Annotated in this window: 16 protein-coding genes; 8 read left to right on the top strand and 8 right to left on the bottom strand. The window is 70.0% G+C overall.

What is annotated here, in order from left to right; translation table 11 throughout:
• The 6 genes from ACZ6ZD_RS31805 to ACZ6ZD_RS31780 form a co-directional block, all read right to left on the bottom strand.
• Positions 1-2,046 carry a hypothetical protein gene (locus tag ACZ6ZD_RS31805; protein ID WP_465677631.1) on the bottom strand — a complete coding sequence of 682 codons (2,046 nt, stop codon included), beginning with the start codon at positions 2,044-2,046 and terminating at the stop codon, positions 1-3.
• Positions 2,047-2,194: 148 nt separating this feature from the next.
• Entirely contained in the window at positions 2,195-3,487 is a 1,293-nt protein-coding gene (locus ACZ6ZD_RS31800; protein WP_465677630.1) for an FAD-dependent oxidoreductase, read from the bottom strand.
• Positions 3,488-3,733: 246 nt separating this feature from the next.
• Positions 3,734-5,287, bottom strand: a complete 1,554-nt coding sequence (locus tag ACZ6ZD_RS31795) for a carboxylesterase/lipase family protein (protein ID WP_465677629.1) — start codon at positions 5,285-5,287, stop codon at positions 3,734-3,736.
• Entirely contained in the window at positions 5,287-6,426 is a 1,140-nt protein-coding gene (locus ACZ6ZD_RS31790) for a chymotrypsin family serine protease (RefSeq protein WP_465677628.1), read from the bottom strand. Before ACZ6ZD_RS31790 ends, ACZ6ZD_RS31795 begins: the two co-directional genes overlap by 1 nt.
• A gap of 17 nt (positions 6,427-6,443) precedes the next feature.
• Positions 6,444-7,151 carry an SDR family NAD(P)-dependent oxidoreductase gene (locus ACZ6ZD_RS31785; RefSeq protein ID WP_465677627.1) on the bottom strand — a complete coding sequence of 236 codons (708 nt, stop codon included), beginning with the start codon at positions 7,149-7,151 and terminating at the stop codon, positions 6,444-6,446.
• A gap of 120 nt (positions 7,152-7,271) precedes the next feature.
• Entirely contained in the window at positions 7,272-7,646 is a 375-nt protein-coding gene (locus ACZ6ZD_RS31780; RefSeq protein WP_465677626.1) for a hypothetical protein, read from the bottom strand.
• Positions 7,647-7,864: 218 nt separating this feature from the next.
• Here ACZ6ZD_RS31780 and ACZ6ZD_RS31775 point away from each other — a divergent pair, with 218 nt between their 5' ends.
• The 5 genes from ACZ6ZD_RS31775 (at position 7,865) to ACZ6ZD_RS31755 (ending at position 11,536) form a co-directional block, all read left to right on the top strand.
• Positions 7,865-8,284, top strand: coding sequence for a hypothetical protein (locus ACZ6ZD_RS31775; RefSeq protein WP_465677625.1), 420 nt, complete (start codon positions 7,865-7,867; stop codon positions 8,282-8,284).
• 19 nt (positions 8,285-8,303) lie between these two features.
• Entirely contained in the window at positions 8,304-8,894 is a 591-nt protein-coding gene (locus tag ACZ6ZD_RS31770; protein WP_465677624.1) for a TetR/AcrR family transcriptional regulator, read from the top strand.
• 75 nt (positions 8,895-8,969) lie between these two features.
• Positions 8,970-9,524 (top strand): hypothetical protein, encoded by a 555-nt coding sequence (locus tag ACZ6ZD_RS31765; protein ID WP_465677623.1) that lies wholly within the window; start codon positions 8,970-8,972, stop codon positions 9,522-9,524.
• 1 nt (position 9,525) lies between these two features.
• Positions 9,526-10,923, top strand: coding sequence for a dihydrolipoyl dehydrogenase family protein (locus ACZ6ZD_RS31760; protein ID WP_465677622.1), 1,398 nt, complete (start codon positions 9,526-9,528; stop codon positions 10,921-10,923).
• A 64-nt stretch (positions 10,924-10,987) separates the two neighbouring features.
• The gene (locus ACZ6ZD_RS31755) at positions 10,988-11,536 is read left to right on the top strand and encodes a TetR/AcrR family transcriptional regulator (RefSeq protein ID WP_465677621.1); all 549 of its coding nucleotides are present in this window, start codon (positions 10,988-10,990) and stop codon (positions 11,534-11,536) included.
• Here ACZ6ZD_RS31755 and ACZ6ZD_RS31750 read toward each other — a convergent pair.
• On the bottom strand, positions 11,533-12,459 hold the full coding sequence (locus ACZ6ZD_RS31750; protein WP_465677620.1) for a LysR family transcriptional regulator: 927 nt from the start codon (positions 12,457-12,459) through the stop codon (positions 11,533-11,535). The two genes, ACZ6ZD_RS31755 and ACZ6ZD_RS31750, sit on opposite strands and share 4 nt — an antisense overlap.
• Before the next feature lie 84 nt (positions 12,460-12,543).
• On the opposite strand from ACZ6ZD_RS31750, the gene ACZ6ZD_RS31745 reads away from it, so the two are divergent.
• Complete coding sequence (locus tag ACZ6ZD_RS31745) at positions 12,544-13,401, top strand: alpha/beta fold hydrolase (RefSeq protein ID WP_465677619.1); 858 nt, start codon at positions 12,544-12,546, stop codon at positions 13,399-13,401.
• Here ACZ6ZD_RS31745 and ACZ6ZD_RS31740 read toward each other — a convergent pair.
• On the bottom strand, positions 13,398-15,155 hold the full coding sequence (locus ACZ6ZD_RS31740) for a transglycosylase domain-containing protein (RefSeq protein ID WP_465677618.1): 1,758 nt from the start codon (positions 15,153-15,155) through the stop codon (positions 13,398-13,400). The two genes, ACZ6ZD_RS31745 and ACZ6ZD_RS31740, sit on opposite strands and share 4 nt — an antisense overlap.
• 183 nt (positions 15,156-15,338) lie before the next feature.
• On the opposite strand from ACZ6ZD_RS31740, the gene ACZ6ZD_RS31735 reads away from it, so the two are divergent.
• Together ACZ6ZD_RS31735 and ACZ6ZD_RS31730 are read left to right on the top strand one after the other, a co-directional pair.
• Positions 15,339-15,911 (top strand): RNA polymerase sigma factor, encoded by a 573-nt coding sequence (locus ACZ6ZD_RS31735; protein ID WP_465677617.1) that lies wholly within the window; start codon positions 15,339-15,341, stop codon positions 15,909-15,911.
• Positions 15,911-16,450 (top strand): hypothetical protein, encoded by a 540-nt coding sequence (locus tag ACZ6ZD_RS31730; RefSeq protein WP_465677616.1) that lies wholly within the window; start codon positions 15,911-15,913, stop codon positions 16,448-16,450. The genes ACZ6ZD_RS31735 and ACZ6ZD_RS31730 overlap by 1 nt, the downstream gene beginning before the upstream one ends.
• Positions 16,451-16,455: the final 5 nt, after the last annotated feature.

Raw genomic sequence — 16,455 nt, 5'->3', positions numbered from 1 at the left:
TCAGACCGCCCCGTAGAGCTCGCGGTTCCAGAGGATGCCGCAGATCTCTTCGAGGCCGCGGGTGAGGTGCCGCCGATAGGTACTCAAGGGCAGATCGAGCCTTTCGGCGGCAACCTCCTGCGTCGGTACGCCGCGCAGGTAGGTGGTTGCGACGGCCCGGTACAGGTGCTGGGTGCGGGCGTCGCCGTCCAGGACCTGCGCGGCCGCGCCGATCACCTCGCGCAGTCCCTGGACCGGGTCAGTGTTCTTGCTCTCGGCAACCAACCGGCTGCGGATCAACGGGTTCGCCGCCAGCTGGTCGGTCCGCCGCCATGCGCGCAGCGCCCGGCGTACGGCGGCATCGAAGTCCTCGCGGGACAGCACGGTGAGGTTGTCGCTGGGCGCGCTCTGCTCGAGCTCCGCACCGAACAGCTCGTGGTTGACGTAGCGGTGGAGCCACAGATCGACTGGAACGGCCCGCCAGTCGTGTGCGAACAGTGTCACCTCCCCGCCGGCCACCTGATCGTGGTCGAGGTATTCGAGCTGCTCACGCCACCGATCGACGTCCGAGACCGCGACGTACGTCCAGGCCAGTCGTTCGCCCTTGATCCACTCGTGGATCAGGCGCATCTGCATGAGATCGCCGGTGCCGCAGGGCAGCTCGCATTCGGCGGCCAGCACGAAGTAGCGGACGACGGTCAGGTGCTCGCCGCCGCGGACCGGGCCGGCCGCGCGGCTGTGCTGCCACGCCGTCGCCACGACCGCATCCGCGGCGAGATCGTCACCCCGCGGCTCCTCCAGACGCAGCTTCGCGACAAAGGCCGTCGGCATCGGCGAGCCCGGCGATCGGTAAACGGAGAAGGCTTGCGGCTGCCGCTCCAGCCAGTACGTGAGCGCCGGCAGCGCGGCCTCGCCGAGTGACCGGACGCCGAGCTCCAGGACGGCGCGGACGTCGTCCGGGCCGTCGATCGGCTGCTCGGTACCGAGGTCGCCGCGTTCCCAGCTGAGGTAGCGCTGCATCACCGGGCTGGTGCGATGCAGGAACGCGAGGGCACGCAGCTCCTCCAGCGCGGCCATGCCCTCGGCCGCGCGAATCTTGTCCAGCAGATGCGCCTTCAGCTTCCGGTGCACGGATTCGTACCCCGTCGCGTCGCGCCACCGCAGGTCGACGTCCAAGGCATCGCGGACGACGTCGTGCGGGTAGAGCCCGCGGTCGCCGTACTCGACGAACGGCTGCAGCCGCAGCCAGGCGAACAGATCCGCGGACTCGGTCGCGGAGCCGAGCACTGCCCGAAGCAGCTCCTCGGTCGTGTCGTAGGCATGCGCGCAGATCTCCAGCGCCAGCCGATGCCGAGCGCTCGGCACCGATCCGACCAGCGTCGACAACAACGTGCGGACGACGTCGTGCGACGGCCGCATCGATCGCGTCAGCCGCCGTCCGTCGACGGCCACCTCGGCCGCCAGCGACAGCGCCAGCGGATGACCGCCGGCGAAGGCGAGGATCGGCTCACGGCAGCTGTCGCCGACGCCGCGCGCCCGCAGCAGCTCCTCGGCGACGTCCGGCGGCAGGTTCCGCAGGGAGATGACCCGGAGCAGCTCCGTCCAGGCCAGGTCGGCGCGCCACCCGGGGTCCGGCGGCAGTCGATGCGCGATCACCACGAGGACGTCGGCCGGCAGCGCGGGGACGAACTTCTGCCGGAACCAGTCCTCGAGCTGCTCGTCCCAGGCGACCTCGTCGACGAGCAGAACGGTCGTCTCCCCCGCCGCGATCTCGGCCTCCCGGTCCAGGAACAGCTCCCGGGACGGACCGGCGCCGCGGCCGTTCACGCAGACCACCGGACGGCCCGCGCCGCGAGCGTCCTCGGCGAACGCCTCCAGCAGCGCCGTCTTGCCGATCCCGGGCGGCCCCGAGACCCACAGCACGACGAACGCCGCCGCCGGGGACGCCGCCAAGGCGCCGGCGAACAACTCCCGCTCGGCGGTCCGACCGGCGAACCGCCGCATCCGCGCCGACCGCAGCCGAACCGCCAGCGACCGCTCCTCATCGCGCACCGGGACCATACTCACCCTCTCCACCACCGACAGTTACTACTTAACCGGTTTTGTCGACAGTAGACAGCGCTTTCCATCTCCGGCAACCGACGTAAGCGCGGCTTAAGCGTGCGGGCCGCGAAGTGCGACAAAGACGCCACAACCGGCGCGTGAGCTGAAACATTCACCGCGCGAGTCGCGCCAAACTCCGGACGACGACCCGGCCGACCAGCCGCGGCGCCAGCAGCTCGCTGGTCGGTGCTGCCAGACTCGCGACGCGGGCGACCGCAGCACTGAGCTCCCGATCGTCCGGAGCGACGCGCACCAACGCTTGGACGTAGCGGTCCGCCAGATCGGCCACGCGGCTCCGCAGTGCGGCGTCCCGGCCGGCCGCGATCCGCCACGGATCGGCGAGCAGGGCGGCGCTGCGGGTGAAGTAGCGCTCGGTGACGCCAGCGGTAGCTTCCGCACAGACCTCACGGAGCAGGACAGCCTCGCGGGCCGCCATCGTCACGCCCTGGCCATACGCCGGGTTGAAACTGCACAACGCGTCTCCGACCGCGACGAACCCGTCCGGCGGCGTGGATCGGTCGTACCGACGCCAGCGATTCGACCCGGCGTTCAGCCGAACCGGCTCGTCCAGCGGCTCCGCCGTCCGCATGACGTAGGCGACGTCCGAGCAGACCAGCGACTCGGCCCAAGCCGTCAGACCTGCTTCGCTGCTCGGGGGTTCGGCGCCGAGCATGCCACCGAGGAGGACGGCGAACACGTCGTGCTCCTGCGCCATCACGATGCCGCAGCGCGGCTCCTCCCGGGAGTAGTTGACCCAGGTGGCGGCCCGGCCACCGAGCGCGCCGGGCACGCGCCGATAGTGCCTGCCGACGTAGACGACATCCACCGCGACCTCGTCGACCTCCGGTCCGGAGTACCCCAGCGCGCTCAGCCAGCACGTCGCGCGCGACCCGCGACCGCCCGCGTCGACGACCAGATCCGCGACCAGATGCGAGGTCGCGCCGCCGTCCAGACGCGGTAGCAGTTGGACGCCGGTGACGCGCTGCCGATCGCCGATCAATCCGAGGACGTCGTACCCGGAGCAGATCTCGACCTCGGGCAGCTTCTCGACCCGAGTCCGCAGTACCGACTCCAGGAGCGGGCGGCTGATGCCGAACCCGGTCAGGCCGGTCGTCCCGGAGTGGAGCCGGCGGCCGCCGACGTACGAGTGGACGTCGCGCTGCGGGTCGGCGGGGCAGGCGCCCACGCTCAGCAGGTCAGTGCTGAAGTCGGGTAGTAGATCGTCGAGGGCCTGGACGCCGCCTGCCAGCAGCCACTGCGGTTTCCAGCCACCGGCCGCCGCCGCACGGCCTTCCGTCGCATCCCAGTCAATCACGGTGACGCGCGCGAAACTCCGGCTCAGCGCCACCGCTGCCAGCAAGCCGCTCACCCCGGCGCCGACCACCACCGCCCGATCCATTTGCATGCACCGATCGTCGGATCGGCGAACGGTCAACGGCCAGGCCATTCGCCGATCAGCTTTCGTTCACCTCGATGGCCGGAGCATCCAGTTGGGTGGAGGGAACTGGACGCTCCGGCCGGAGGCGGCACACGAGAGTGCCTCTTCCCCGCCCCGGGGTGCGAGACGATGGGTTCGTGTGCCGAGTACAGCGTGCCCCGGGGAACCGCCCAACCCCCAGGTCATTCGCCGCCCATCACCGGCTCATCGGCGTCAGCCGAGTGCCGACCACCAGCCGCAGTTGCTCTCGATCCCCGGATCGGCCGGGCCGACGCGGTCCAGCGACATCGTCTGGACGTCGTCGTCCGCGGTGAAGCGCGGCCAAGCCGGGGAGCTCGCGGAATTGGGCGTGCCGGTCCGGGCGAACGTCGTCCAGTAGGTCGCCAGTTGGTCGGACAGGCGATCCTGGGCCGGGTTGAGCTTGGTGCCGAAGGAGCCGGGCCACAGGTAGTACAGCTCGGTCCCGTGCGCGGCGCCTTCGTCGAAGTCCGGCCAGTCCTTGAAGCTGGGGGCGGTCCGGTCGGCGAACTGATAGGCATAGACGGGCGTGTGCTGACTGAGGCCGCGATAACCGCGGAGGTTCAGGCAGGTGCTGAGGCCACCGAAGTAGCCGCGGGCAAGGGTTTTGTCCGTCAGCATGGTCGCCAGCGCGATCGCCGGTGACGGGTAGGCAGTCGCCGGATACTTGGCCAGCACCGCGTCGGCCTGCTCGCCGAGCAACTCGCGCGTCGTCGCCTCGTACCCCGCGGCCGTGACCGGGTCACCGGCGTCGAAGTACAGCAAGCTGACGACGAGCCGGGCCTCGTCACGCGTCGTCCCCCAGAGCAGCGGCACGCGCCGGAACTTGCCATCGGCAATCAGCTGTTCCGGCCGGGTCGGGAATTCCTTGCCGCCGACAACTGGCGCCGCGGGGACGTCGGTCCCCCAGGTGTCCAGGACTTCGGCGGTCGGCTTGGCTCGCAGGCAGGCGAGGTCCGCGCATCCGGTGCGCCCGACGAACGCCGTCCCCAAGGTCTCGGCCTCCTGCCGCGTCGCGCTGGTCGGCTCGGCACAGGCCCAGCTCTGCCCGATCGCCTTACTGAACAGGCCTGCCGAGCCTGGCGTGACCAGATGACCGCAGACGCTGGCGGCGCCGGCCGACTCACCGAAGATCGTGACGTTCCCCGGGTCGCCGCCGAAGGAGCGGATGTTGCGCTGGACCCAGCGCAACGCCTCCTGCTGATCCTGGAAACCGAAGTTGCCGGACTGGTTCCGGCCTTCCGTCGTCAGCTCAGGTGTGGCGAGGAAGCCGAAAACGCCCAGGCGGTAGGAGATGGTCACCACGACGACGTCACCGCGTTTGACCAGCTTGACCGGGTCGTACGCCGCGGCTTCGCCGTTCGTGAACCCACCGCCGTGAATCCACACCATCACCGGCAACGGCCGCTGGATCCGGCTCGGCGTCTTGATGTTCAGGTAGAGACAGTCCTCGTTGACGATCCGGCCGGATCCGAACCCCGGGATCTGCGAACACCCCGGTTTCGGCTCGGCGGCGTCCAGTACGCCGGACCACGGCTTGGCCTGCTGGGGCGGTCGCCAGCGCAACTCCCCCACCGGCGGAGCCGCGAACGGAACACCTTGGAAGGACCGCAACCCGGCGTCAACCGTGCCACGGACGACGCCGCGGTCGGTGCCGACGACCGGCCCGGCGGTGGCTGTGATCGGCGGTATCGCCACCGACGCGAGGAGCAGGACGAGTAGCCCGGACACAACCCGATGGAGTCGCATCAGTACGCCACATCCGCGATCTGCAAGGTGTGGGCCATGTTCGTCCACTTCTCGAAGTACTCGTTGTTGGCGTCGGAGCCGACGTAACTGCCGAGCGGATGCCGGCCCGACTCGTCCTGGGTGAAGACCATCGCGCCGGAGTCGCCGTACTGTGCACAGCAGGGCCCGACGGTGACGGCCAGGCCGCCGGTGCAGCCTTCGGCGTCGCACAGGGCCGCGGCGGTCTTCCAGATCTCCAGATTGCAGCGATCGCCACTGACTCCACCCGAGATGCAGACCCCACCGAGGCCTGCGACCGTGGATCGAGCCGAAGACAGCTTGACGGTGCCGTGGCTCTGGGCGCCACCTGGACCGCTGTGGTTCCGCGTTCCGACGACCGCGTCGATCAGCGCGAAGTCGTTGGCCGGGAACGGCGCGTTGTAGGTCAGGTTGCCGTGACTGAACATGCCGCTCTTGAGCGAGGCGCCGAGCCGGAAGCAGTGCCCGGCCGTCGTCATCGCCTTACGGCCGTTCTCGAGTTTGACCGCGATCCCGGTGCTGCACCGCGTGTTGCAGCACGGCTTCGCGCGGCCCTGGCCGTTGACGATCGCACCGCCGAAGTGCGGGCTCGGGTCGAGCGCCCGGCTGTAGGCATCAGCCTGGACGCCGACCGGCGCGTCGGCGACCGTCTCCGGCTGCTGCCGGGAGGACTTCGCGTTGGACGCCCGGACCGTCACGTCGATCGGACTCGCCTGCTCGATCGCCGGCCAGACCTCTCGCGGCAGCGTGGTCTCGACCAGGACCGTGTCGGAGGCGCCGTCCAGGCTGAGCGTCGAGACGTTCCCCTGCTGCCGATACCCGGGCGTGTCGATGACCTTGGCGATCGACTGAACCGCCTGATCGACGTCCGCCGTCGTGTACCGGCTGACCCGCAGCGCAACATCGACCTCGGCCTTGTCGAGACCGGCCTGTTCCCGCGGCAGCACATAGGTCCGCTCGCCGGTAGGGCCCGTGTAGAACTCGACCGCAGCCTGCCGCGCGGCCGCGGTCGCCACCGCGACGGCAGCATCATCGGTCGTTCGAGCCTGGGCCGGCAACAAGGTCCAGGCGGACAGGAACAGCGCGGCGACCACAAGCGCACCGCGTTTCAGGAAGGGCATAGCTGTTTCCGTTCTGGTCATCGACGGCGACCGCCGTCGAGCTGAAGATGAACTTCGTTGGCGGAGCGGTTGCCCAGCAGGAAGAGACAGCCGTCGACGATGTCCGACATGCTGGGCAGGACGCCGGTGAGCGAGCGCTCGCGGGCCGGTTCGAGCGCGGCCTGGTTGCCGGCCCAGAACGGGCTGTCGCCGACCGCGCCGGGGTGGATCGTGTTCACCCGGACGGGCGCGAGCTCGGCGGCCAGGCTGGCCGCCAGGCCGATCGTGCCGGCGTTGGCCGACGAGACGGTCAGCGAGCCCGGGTACGGGACGTCCTTGGAGAAACCGCCGAACAGCAGCACGGAACCGCTGCGTGACAAGCGGTCGCAGACCGCGCTGACCGAGGCCGAGTACCCGACCAGCTTGACCACCGCTAGCCGGGTCGCGCGGGCGACGTCGTAGTCCCGGATCCGGTTCTGGTCCCGTTCCATGCCCACAGCAACAACGTGGTCGAGCTCGCCCACCTCGGCCAGATCCGCCGCGATCCGCCACGGCTTCGACAAGTCACTGGCGAACCCGAGCACCGGGCCACTCACACCTTCGACAGCCGCGATCTCCCCGGCCGCCTCCTCCGTCCGACCGACCTCGCGACCGGTGATCGCGACGTAACTCCCCGGCTCCTGGGCCAGCCGGATCGCGAGCTCCTTGCCGATACCCGACGTACCGCCCAGAATCAGCGTTCTCATGTAGTGATCTCCTCACTCGACAGATGCGCCCTGAGGTTGCCGCGAGCAACCGCTCACCGAACAGCCCGAAGTCCGGTCACCTTCGGCCCGCCACGGAACGCGGACAGCGAGTGAGAGAGCTCAGGAGAAGGCGCCCCAGCGACCGCAGGTGACACTCGGGAATCCCTCGTTCATCCACTGCGTACACGCCCGGAACTCCTTGACCGGCGCATCGAGGCTCAGCGAGGCCGACTTGCCGCGCCCGACCACCACCTCACCGAACTTCCCGCCGACCAGCCGATACTCGACCCGGCCGCCCGTCGCCCTGGTGTGCGTCGAGCCGTAGACCCAGACCCAGCCTTTCGCACCGTTCCCGGGGTGGTTGTCGGCGGCAACCTGAGTGCCCTGGAACTCGGCCTCCACCTGCTTAGCCGAGGCGACCTGCGCAGACGCAACACCGATGACAACCGTGACCGCGGCGAGCGCCGTCGCGGACCTGATGAGTTTGCTGTGCATGACCTGACTCCTTGATGGTTGAAGGCCGCCGAGCCCACAGGAATCAGTGCCGGCCGCTCGTTCGGAAGGTCGGTCGGCGCTCACTTTGTGATCGGGAGGTTGGGTGGGCGGAAGTCGGGTGGCGAATGGGCTGTCGTTCGGGGTGGCGGACGGCGACTGTGGGCGGTCGGGAGCTCTCGGCTCGGGGGCTTCCGGGTTGCCCGATTGGAGAGTTCGTCATGAAGAAGCTCATCGCCGTCCTGGCCCTCACGACCTCGGCCGCCGTCCTCGCTCCGGCGAACGCGACGGCCGCGCCGGCCCCCGCCGCACCGGTCGAGAACCCGGTGGTCACCCCGCAGGGGCGAACCTTCTACTACCTCAAGCAGATCGGCGTCTACAACAAGGTGAACGGCGCCGGCGTCACGCTCTTCATCACCAACACCGTCTCGAAAGTGGTCATCAACGGGCTCGGCATCGGGCTCCGCCTGATCAACGACGGCGAGGCGAACGTCTCCTTCAACGGGTGGTACGAATCCGCGGACGGCAAGAGCGTCGAGTTCAAGACCCTCGGCCTGCAGGACTACCCGGTCTACAACCAGCTCCGCGACCGCTGGACCTTCGACATCGCCGGCGACATGCCGGACATCATCGTCCGCTGACCCCGCCTATCATGACCGGATGGCGAGGGATTCCGGCGTGTCCAGCCGCGACAGGATCTTGACCACGGCGCGCGGGCTGATCGATGCCAACGGGTACGACGGGATGGCGGTTTCGGAGTTGTCGTCGCGGTCGGGGCTGCCGCCGAGCTCGATCTACTACCACTTCGGGAACAAGCTCGGCGTCCTGGCCGCGCTCCTGGAGCGGACGTTCGAGGAGTTGCACTCGTACTTCCCGCAGCCCTCGTCGTACGACGACCTGCCGCCGGTCGAGCGGCTGGAGGCGTGGTTCGGGGCGGCGTGTACGGCGCTCGACCAGCAGCCGGACTATCTGCGGCTGCTGGTCTCGGTGAGTGTCGGCCCGCAGAAGGACGTCGAGGCGGTCGCGACGACGCTGCGCCGGATCCGCGCCTACGCCCACGCCTCCTGGACGGCGGCGCTGACGCCGATCTTCCCGGCGGACGCGGCGCTCGTCGACCAGCTGGCCGTGCTCGGGCGGGCGCTGTCCGACGGGCTCGCGGTGAGTAACAGCGTCGACGGCCTGAGCCATCGGGCGCAGGTCGCGCCGTTCATCGCGCTCGTCCGCGGACTGGCGGAGTCACAAAAGAGATAGAACGATCGGTCTTGACTTCGGTCGCACGGTCTTGCATTCTGTGAATGGAACGCTCACTACACAGATTGGATCATCGTGACCACCCTCGACTCCCCCGTCGTGACCAGCGCGCCGGCGTTGCGCCGGTTGTACTTCGTGCGGTTCGGCTTCGCCGTCGTCTGGGCCGCCCTGCTGTTCAGCACCGCGAAGCACCTCGGCGGGCTCGCCACCGCCCTGCTCGTCCTGTATCCGCTGTTCGACGTCGCCGCGGCCGTCGTCGACGCGCGCTCGAGCGGCACCTCCGGGCCGACCCGCGGGCTGTACGTGAACATCGCGATCAGCCTGCTCGCCGCGCTCGGCCTGGTGATCGCGACCGGCTCCGGCGTACCGCAGGTGCTGCGGGTCTGGGGCGCTTGGGCGATCGTCGCCGGCGTGATCCAGCTGATCGTGGCGATCAAGCGACGCGCGATGGGCGGCCAGTGGCCGATGATCCTCAGCGGCGGTCTGTCCGTGCTGGCCGGCGGCTCCTTCGTCCTGAGCGCCTCGGGGCCTGACCCGGTGCTGAGCAGCCTTGCCGGGTACGCCGTTCTCGGCGCGATCTTCTTCCTGGTCTCGGCCATCCGCCTCGGCCGCGCTGCGAAGGGGAACTGAGATGGATACGACGTACGACGTCATCGTCATCGGCGCCGGACCGGTCGGAGAGAACGTCGCCGACCGCGTCGTCCAGGGTGGTCTGAGGGCCGCCATCGTCGAGCGGGAGCTGGTCGGCGGCGAGTGCTCGTACTGGGCCTGTATGCCGACGAAGGCCCTGCTCCGCAGTGGCGCCGCTCTCCGTGCGGCCCGGCAGGTCCCCGGCGCGCGCGAAGCGGTGACCGGCGAGCTGGACGTCGCCGCCGTACTCCGGCGCCGGGACTCCTTCGCCTCGAACTGGCAGGACGACGGGCAGGCAGCCTGGCTGGAGTCGGTCGGCGTCCCCCTCTATCGCGGGCACGGCCGACTCAGCGGCGAACGGACCGTCGAGGTGGCCGGCGGCCCGACCCTGACCGCCCGGTACGCCGTCGTCGTCGCGACCGGGAGCAGCGCCTTGGTCCCCGAGATCGAGGGCCTGCGGACGGCGTCCGCGTGGACCAGCCGGGAAGCTGTCGCGACACAGAAGATCCCAGCCCGCCTCGCCGTGATCGGCGGCGGAGTGGTGGCCACCGAGATGGCGACCGCGTTCGCCGAGCTGGGCTCGTCGGTCACCATGCTGGCCCGGGACGGCGTACTGCCGACGGCCGAGCCCTTCGTCGCGGAGCACGTCATCGAATCCCTGGAAAATAAAGGGGTTTCGGTACGACTCGGCGCCGAGGTGGTCGCCGTCAAGCGGAACGCCGACCACACGGTCGCGATCACGCTGGCCGACGGCGCCCAGCTCGAAGCCGACGAGCTCCTGGTCGCGATCGGCCGCACGCCGAACACCCAGGATCTCGGCCTCGACACCATCGGCCTGCCCCCAGGCGACTGGCTCATGGTCGACGACACCCTGCGGGTCAACGACTGGCTCTACGCCGCCGGCGACGTGAATCGGCGCGTACTCCTCACCCATCAAGGCAAGTACCAGGCTCGCCTGGTCGGCGACGTGATCGTCGCCCGCGCGAAGGGCGAGCCGGTCGACAACAGCCCGTGGGGCCGGCATGCGGCCACCGCCGACGAACGCGCCGTCCCCCAGGTCGTCTTCACCGACCCCGAAGTCGCCTCCGTCGGCCTGACCGCGGCCGCCGCCGAGGCGGCCGGCCTGCGCACCCGCGTCATCGACTACGACCTGGCCGCGACCGCCGGCTCGTCCCTGCATGCCGACGACTACCGCGGCCACGCCCGGATGATCGTCGACGAGGACCGCAAGGTGATCGTCGGCTTCACCCTGGTCGGCCCCGATGTCGCCGAAATGTTGCATGCAGCAACAATCGCGATCGCCGGCGAGGTCCCGATCGACCGCCTCTGGCACGCCGTCCCGGCCTTCCCCACCGTCAGCGAGGTCTGGCTCCGCCTGCTCGAGGCGTACGGCCGCTGATCAGCACCCCCTCGATCCATGCGGTAGCGTACAAATGGCAGCGGCTGATCGACTGGAGGACGCGGTGGCCAAGGCACGAACTCCCCGGCAGGCCTGGATCGACGCGGGGCTGACGGCGCTCGCCGGGGGCGGGCCGGACGCCGTCCGCGTCGAGAGCCTGGCGCGGGCGCTCGGCGTCACGAAAGGCGGCTTCTACGGGTACTTCGCGAACCGGGAAGAGCTGCTGAGCGAGATGCTCGACACCTGGGAGCGGCGCTCGATCCCCGCAGCGATCGAGTGCGCCGAGGACCAGGGCGGCCCACCGGTCGCCCGGGCGCGCATCGCGGCCGAGCTGACGTTCGCCCCCGACCTGCTGCCGATCGATCTCGCGATTCGGGACTGGGCCCGGCGTGACTACGCCGTCGCCGAGCGGCTGCGCCGCGTCGACAACCAGCGGATGGGCTATCTGCGGGCGCAGGTCGGGGCCGGCTTCACCGATCCGCTCGAGCTGGAGGCGCGCTGCCTGCTGGCCTTCGCGGCCGCGATCGCCGGGGATCTGATCGCGGCCGACCTGGTCAACGACCCCGAGGCGGTGTGGAACCGCGCGACCGAGGTGCTCTTCGGGGCGGACTAGCCCGCTTCCGGCGCCGGGAGCCAGCTGTCGGTGGTCTTGGTCGCGGGCTGCTGGTCGATCAGGCGGTGCAGGATGTCGAGGGCTGGATGCTGCCAGTCGGCGCGCCAGACCATGCTCCACGGATAGAGCGGGGTGGGGTCGGTGAGCGGGCGAAGGGTGGCGCCGGGGACGGCGGGTTGGCCGGTCGTGGTCAGAACGGGTGGCTCGCCGGGGCGTAGGTGGTGGGCGAGCTCGTCGATACCTCGGACGCGGGGATGGGTAGGCACAGGCAGCGCGCCGTACGCGGTGAGCAGCTGGAGTGCGACGTCCTCCCACTCGGGCGTGACCTGGTCGCCTGCTTGCCAGCAGATGCTCATCCCCCGCAGGGCCTGGAGGGGAAGCGGGCCGGAGCCGGCGAGCTCATGAGTTGCGGGGAGCAGGAGCGCGAGCGGTTCGTGCCCGGCCGGGCGGTACTGGACGCCGGTGGGGACGGTGACCGGGCCGAGGCGGCCGAAGCCGACGTCCAGGGTGCGGGCCGCGATGCGGACCAAGGATGACGCGAGGCTGGACTCGAAGACGGAGTAGAACTCGAAACCGTCCTCCAGTTGCCGGGCGGCCGCGAGCAGGCGGGCGGGCGCCGTACCGTTGCCGACCACATCGACCACCACGCGGCCATCGGGACCGTGCAGCGTCGCGAGCAGCTCGTCGTGGCTGGTCAGTAAGTCGCGAGCGCCGGGCAGGAACGTCTCCCCCGCCGGCGAGAGCGTGACGTTGCGCGAGCTGCGATCGAAGAGCCGGAGGCCGAGCTGGTCCTCGAGTTTGCGGACGTCGCGGCTCACCACCTGCTGCGCGACGAACAGCCGGGCCGCCGCGCGGCCGAAGTGCAGCTCCTCGGCGACCGCGACGAAGTGCCGGACGAGCCGCATGTCCAAATTCGCCTTCACGCCACCTTTGTAACACCCGATCTGTGTTGATCGGGCCGAAGAAGGTGTTGGACCGGGCCGCCACCGCCCGCCGACGATAGTTCCATGTCAACGCACCCGGAACGCCTGCTGACCTTCGACGACGTCGTCCTCTGCGCCCAGGCGTTCGGCGACCCTGCTGATCCGCCAGTGCTCCTGGCCGCAGGCACCTCCTGTTCCATGGACTGGTGGACGCCGGACTTCTGCCTCCAGCTCGCCGACTCTGGATACTTCGTCCTCCGCTTCGACCAGCGCGACACCGGCCGGTCCACCCACGACCGGCCCGGTGAGCCGACCTACACCCTCAATGATCTCGCGACGGATGCCGTCCGCGTGCTCGACGGCTACGGGCTCGAGAGCGCGCACTGGGTCGGCTTCTCCCAAGGCGGCTGGGTCGCCCAGCTCGCGGCTCTCGACCACGCTGACTCGGTCCGTTCCCTCACCTTGCTCTCGACTCGCCCGACTGGGCACGGACCAGCCGACGACGACCTGCCCGAGGTTTCCGACGCACTGATGGCCGCCTGGCAGACCCCCGGGCCCGATCCCGACTGGGACGACGTCGACGCCGTCACCGACTATCTGGTCGACGGCGAACGGACGCTGGCGGCCGAGCCTTTCGACGTGGACGCCGCCCGGGCCATCTGCCGCAGCAGCGCCGTCCGAGCCACCGACGTCCAGGCTCAGCTGAGCAACCACCCGATGGCCGATCAGGGCCCGCGCTGGCGGGAGCGGCTGCCTGAGATCACCGCACCTACGCTCGTGTTCCACGGCTCCGAGGACCCACTGTTCCCGCCTGACAACGGCCGCGCCCTCGCGGCCGCGATCCCCGGCGCCCGGTTCGAGGAGCTGCCCGTCGGTCACGAGCTGCCGCCCCGAGTCCATCGCCACGTCATCGACGCGATCGCCGAGCACCTCCGCCGCTAGCGATCCGCGGGCACCCGCCAGACATCGAGGTACTGCGCCCAGGTGAGGGTCGCGCCTATCTTCAGCCGTTGCGCGGGCAGGGCCGACTCTCCCTGTGGGCCGGCCCGATGGACCACCGCGGTGGCCAGCTCCCGGGTGTAGCCGACGTGCCAGGAGGCCACCGGCTCGGTGCCTTTGTGCTGTCGGCAACGACATTTCGCGTTGGCCTTGCGCTTCTCGACAGTCAACGCGTTGACCGTGGTCGCCTTACCGGCCCGGACGAGTTCGTCGGTCACCTGGGCCACCTTCTCCGGGTAGACCTGGGTCGGCTCCAGGCCGCGGTGATTGGTTGCCGACCACAACAGCTTGCCGCGCGCGTCGCGAACCTCCTTGACCACATGCGGAGCGACCCGGCGTCCATTCGCGACGAAGACGCTGTACGCCGAAGCGACGTCGAGCGGCGACGCCAGCGCATCCGGTCCGAGGCCGGGGGCGAGCCGGTCCGCCTTGGGGATCCGCGGGATACCGGCCGCCTCGGCCGCCGCCGCGATCAGCGGACCGCGACGGGTGTCGACCAGATCGAAGAACGCCCGGTTCAACCCCGCCTCGGACGACGGCAGCTCGAACTCGCCGGCTCCGGGGCTGAGCCCGGCCGGGATCGCGAACGGGCGTAAGAGGGCTCCCGGCGGCGCCTTCGTGGTCGCCCAATTCTGCTGGCTCTTCAGGAAATCCGCGCCACCGACCAGCGCGACCACCTCACCGGTCCCGGGCCGCACCGAAGCCAGCCCGATCTGCAGACCGGGCACCGACATCTGCTTGGCTGCCGCGGCCGCCCTCGTCTGCAGCGCGTGGTCGAACGTGGTGACCACCCGCAGTCCGCCGCCGCTGAGCCGATCGCCGGTGAAACCGTACTTGGCCAGCTCCCGCCGCGTCAGGTCGAGCAGGAATCCGGTCGGACCGGCGTACCGATTGCCCTTGGGTTTCTTGCGCAGCTTGGGGACAGCCTTCCGGTACTGCGTCAGCTCGCGCCGCTTGATCGTCGACATCTCGGCCATCCCGTTGAGGACGTACCGGTAGCGGCCGAGAATGCGCTCGGCCGCTTCGGGATCGTCGGAGTCGAACCGGGTCGGGTTGTTCAGCACGGTCGCCAGGTACGCCGCCTGCGGCACCGTCAGGTCCTTCGGGTGATCGACCCCGAAGTACACCTGGCCGGCCGCGCGGACGCCGTACGCGCCCTCGCCGAAGTAGATCGTGTTCAGGTAGTTGCCCAGGATCCACTTCTTGTCCCGGTTGCGGCTGATCTTGGTCGCGATGAACAGCTCGTCGAGTTTGCGCGACATCGTGCGTTCCTGGTTGAGGTACATCACCTTCACGTACTGCTGGGTGATCGTCGACCCGCCCTGCAACTGCCGGCCGCGGGCGATCGCGACCGCGGCCCGGCCCATCCCGGGTAACGAGATCCCGGGATTGGTCCAGAAGCTGCGGTCCTCGGCCGCGATGACGGCGTCCTGCACGTGCGCGGGGATCTGGTCCAGCGGGACCGACCGGCGATTCTGCTCGTAGAACGAGCCCAGCGGCGTCCGCCCGTCGGCGTAGCTGACGACCGTCGTGTTGGCCTCGAACTTCTCGTTCGCGTCCGGGATGCCGGTTCGCGCGTAGCCGACGAAGAACGCCGTCACGATCCCGATCACGGCGACGAAGAACAGGCCCAGCAACCACCCCGCGATCCGCCGCCACTTCCGTCGATGGGACTTCCGGACCAACACGTGGCGCACCAGGGACCTCCAGAGCCGGGGCGAACATCTGTGCCCTCAAGGACTCGCCACCCACCCGATCCGGATGACCGGCCACGCTCATTTCGTCCGGAAGGACGACCGGTCTCGTCCTTCCGGACGAGGAGCGGCGGCGGCTGTAACGCGCCGCGGCCCGATCGGCAACTAGGTTCTGTGAACAACGCCATGACCGAATCACGAGGAACCAGCCGCGCCGGGCCGCCCCGGACGGGCAGCGGGCTGCTCGCCGACTTCGAGACGATCTACCGGGCGAACTTCGGCACCGTGGCCGCTTTCTTCGCCCGCCGCAGCACCGACCCGCAGGACGTCGCCGACCTGACCGCGGACACGTTCGTCCGGGCGATCAAGTCGTTCGCGACGTACGACGCCGCCCGCGGCACGGCCCGGGCCTGGCTGCTCGGCATCGCACGGCACGTCTTCGCCCGGCACTGCGAGGCGCGGACCCGCCACCAGGAGGCCGCCGCCCAACTCGCCGGCCGGGCGGGGATCGACATCGACGAGGCCGCCGAGCTGGTGGTCCGGATCGACGCGGAACGCGAGGGACGGCTCCTGTTCGAGAGCCTGGCGGCCCTGTCGGCCGCGGACCGGGAGGTCATCGAACTCGTCGATCTGATCGGGCTCGCGCCGAGCGAGGCCGCCGAGGCATTACAGGTCTCCCCCGGCGCCTTGCGCATCCGGCTCTTTCGGGCCCGGCGCAGGCTGCGCGCACTCGCGGGACCGGAAGAAGGTGAAAGCTGATGGGTACGTTCGAGGATCGGCTGCTGGAACGACTGGTTCGCGAGCATGGAGCCGAGTTGGCGGCCGCTGAGCCGGAGCGGCCGACGCCGTCCAGACACCGGCGGAAGCTGGTGCTCGGCGGTGCGATTGCGGTGGCCGCGGCCGCCGCGGCGGCGGTCTGGATCCTGCCGAGCGGCAGCGGACCGGCGTACGCCGTCACCCGGACGGCCGGCGGCGTGACGGTGAGCATCTCCGACGTCCAGGCGGTGGGCGCCGCGAATGCAGAGCTGCGCCGGCTCGGCGTCCCGGTCCGGGCGGTCCCGCTGACGGCCGGCTGCAACGAGCCGCTGGTGACAACCGGCAGCGGATCGCCGACTGGCACGTACGCCGACGGCGCCGGGCCCGGCGGCGGTGAGATCACCGTGTCGACCGACCAGATCCCGCCGGGATCGACAGTACTGATCGGGGCTCTCCAGGAAGGTCATCGCGTGACGCTCAGCCTGACTCCACCGGTGCAGGGGAAGATCCCCGGCTGCCTGCGATCGACGGCGGGGCGGTGAGCACG

This window comes from Kribbella sp. NPDC104218 (assembly GCF_055584105.1).
This window is presented reverse-complemented; position numbering and strand designations above follow the sequence as displayed.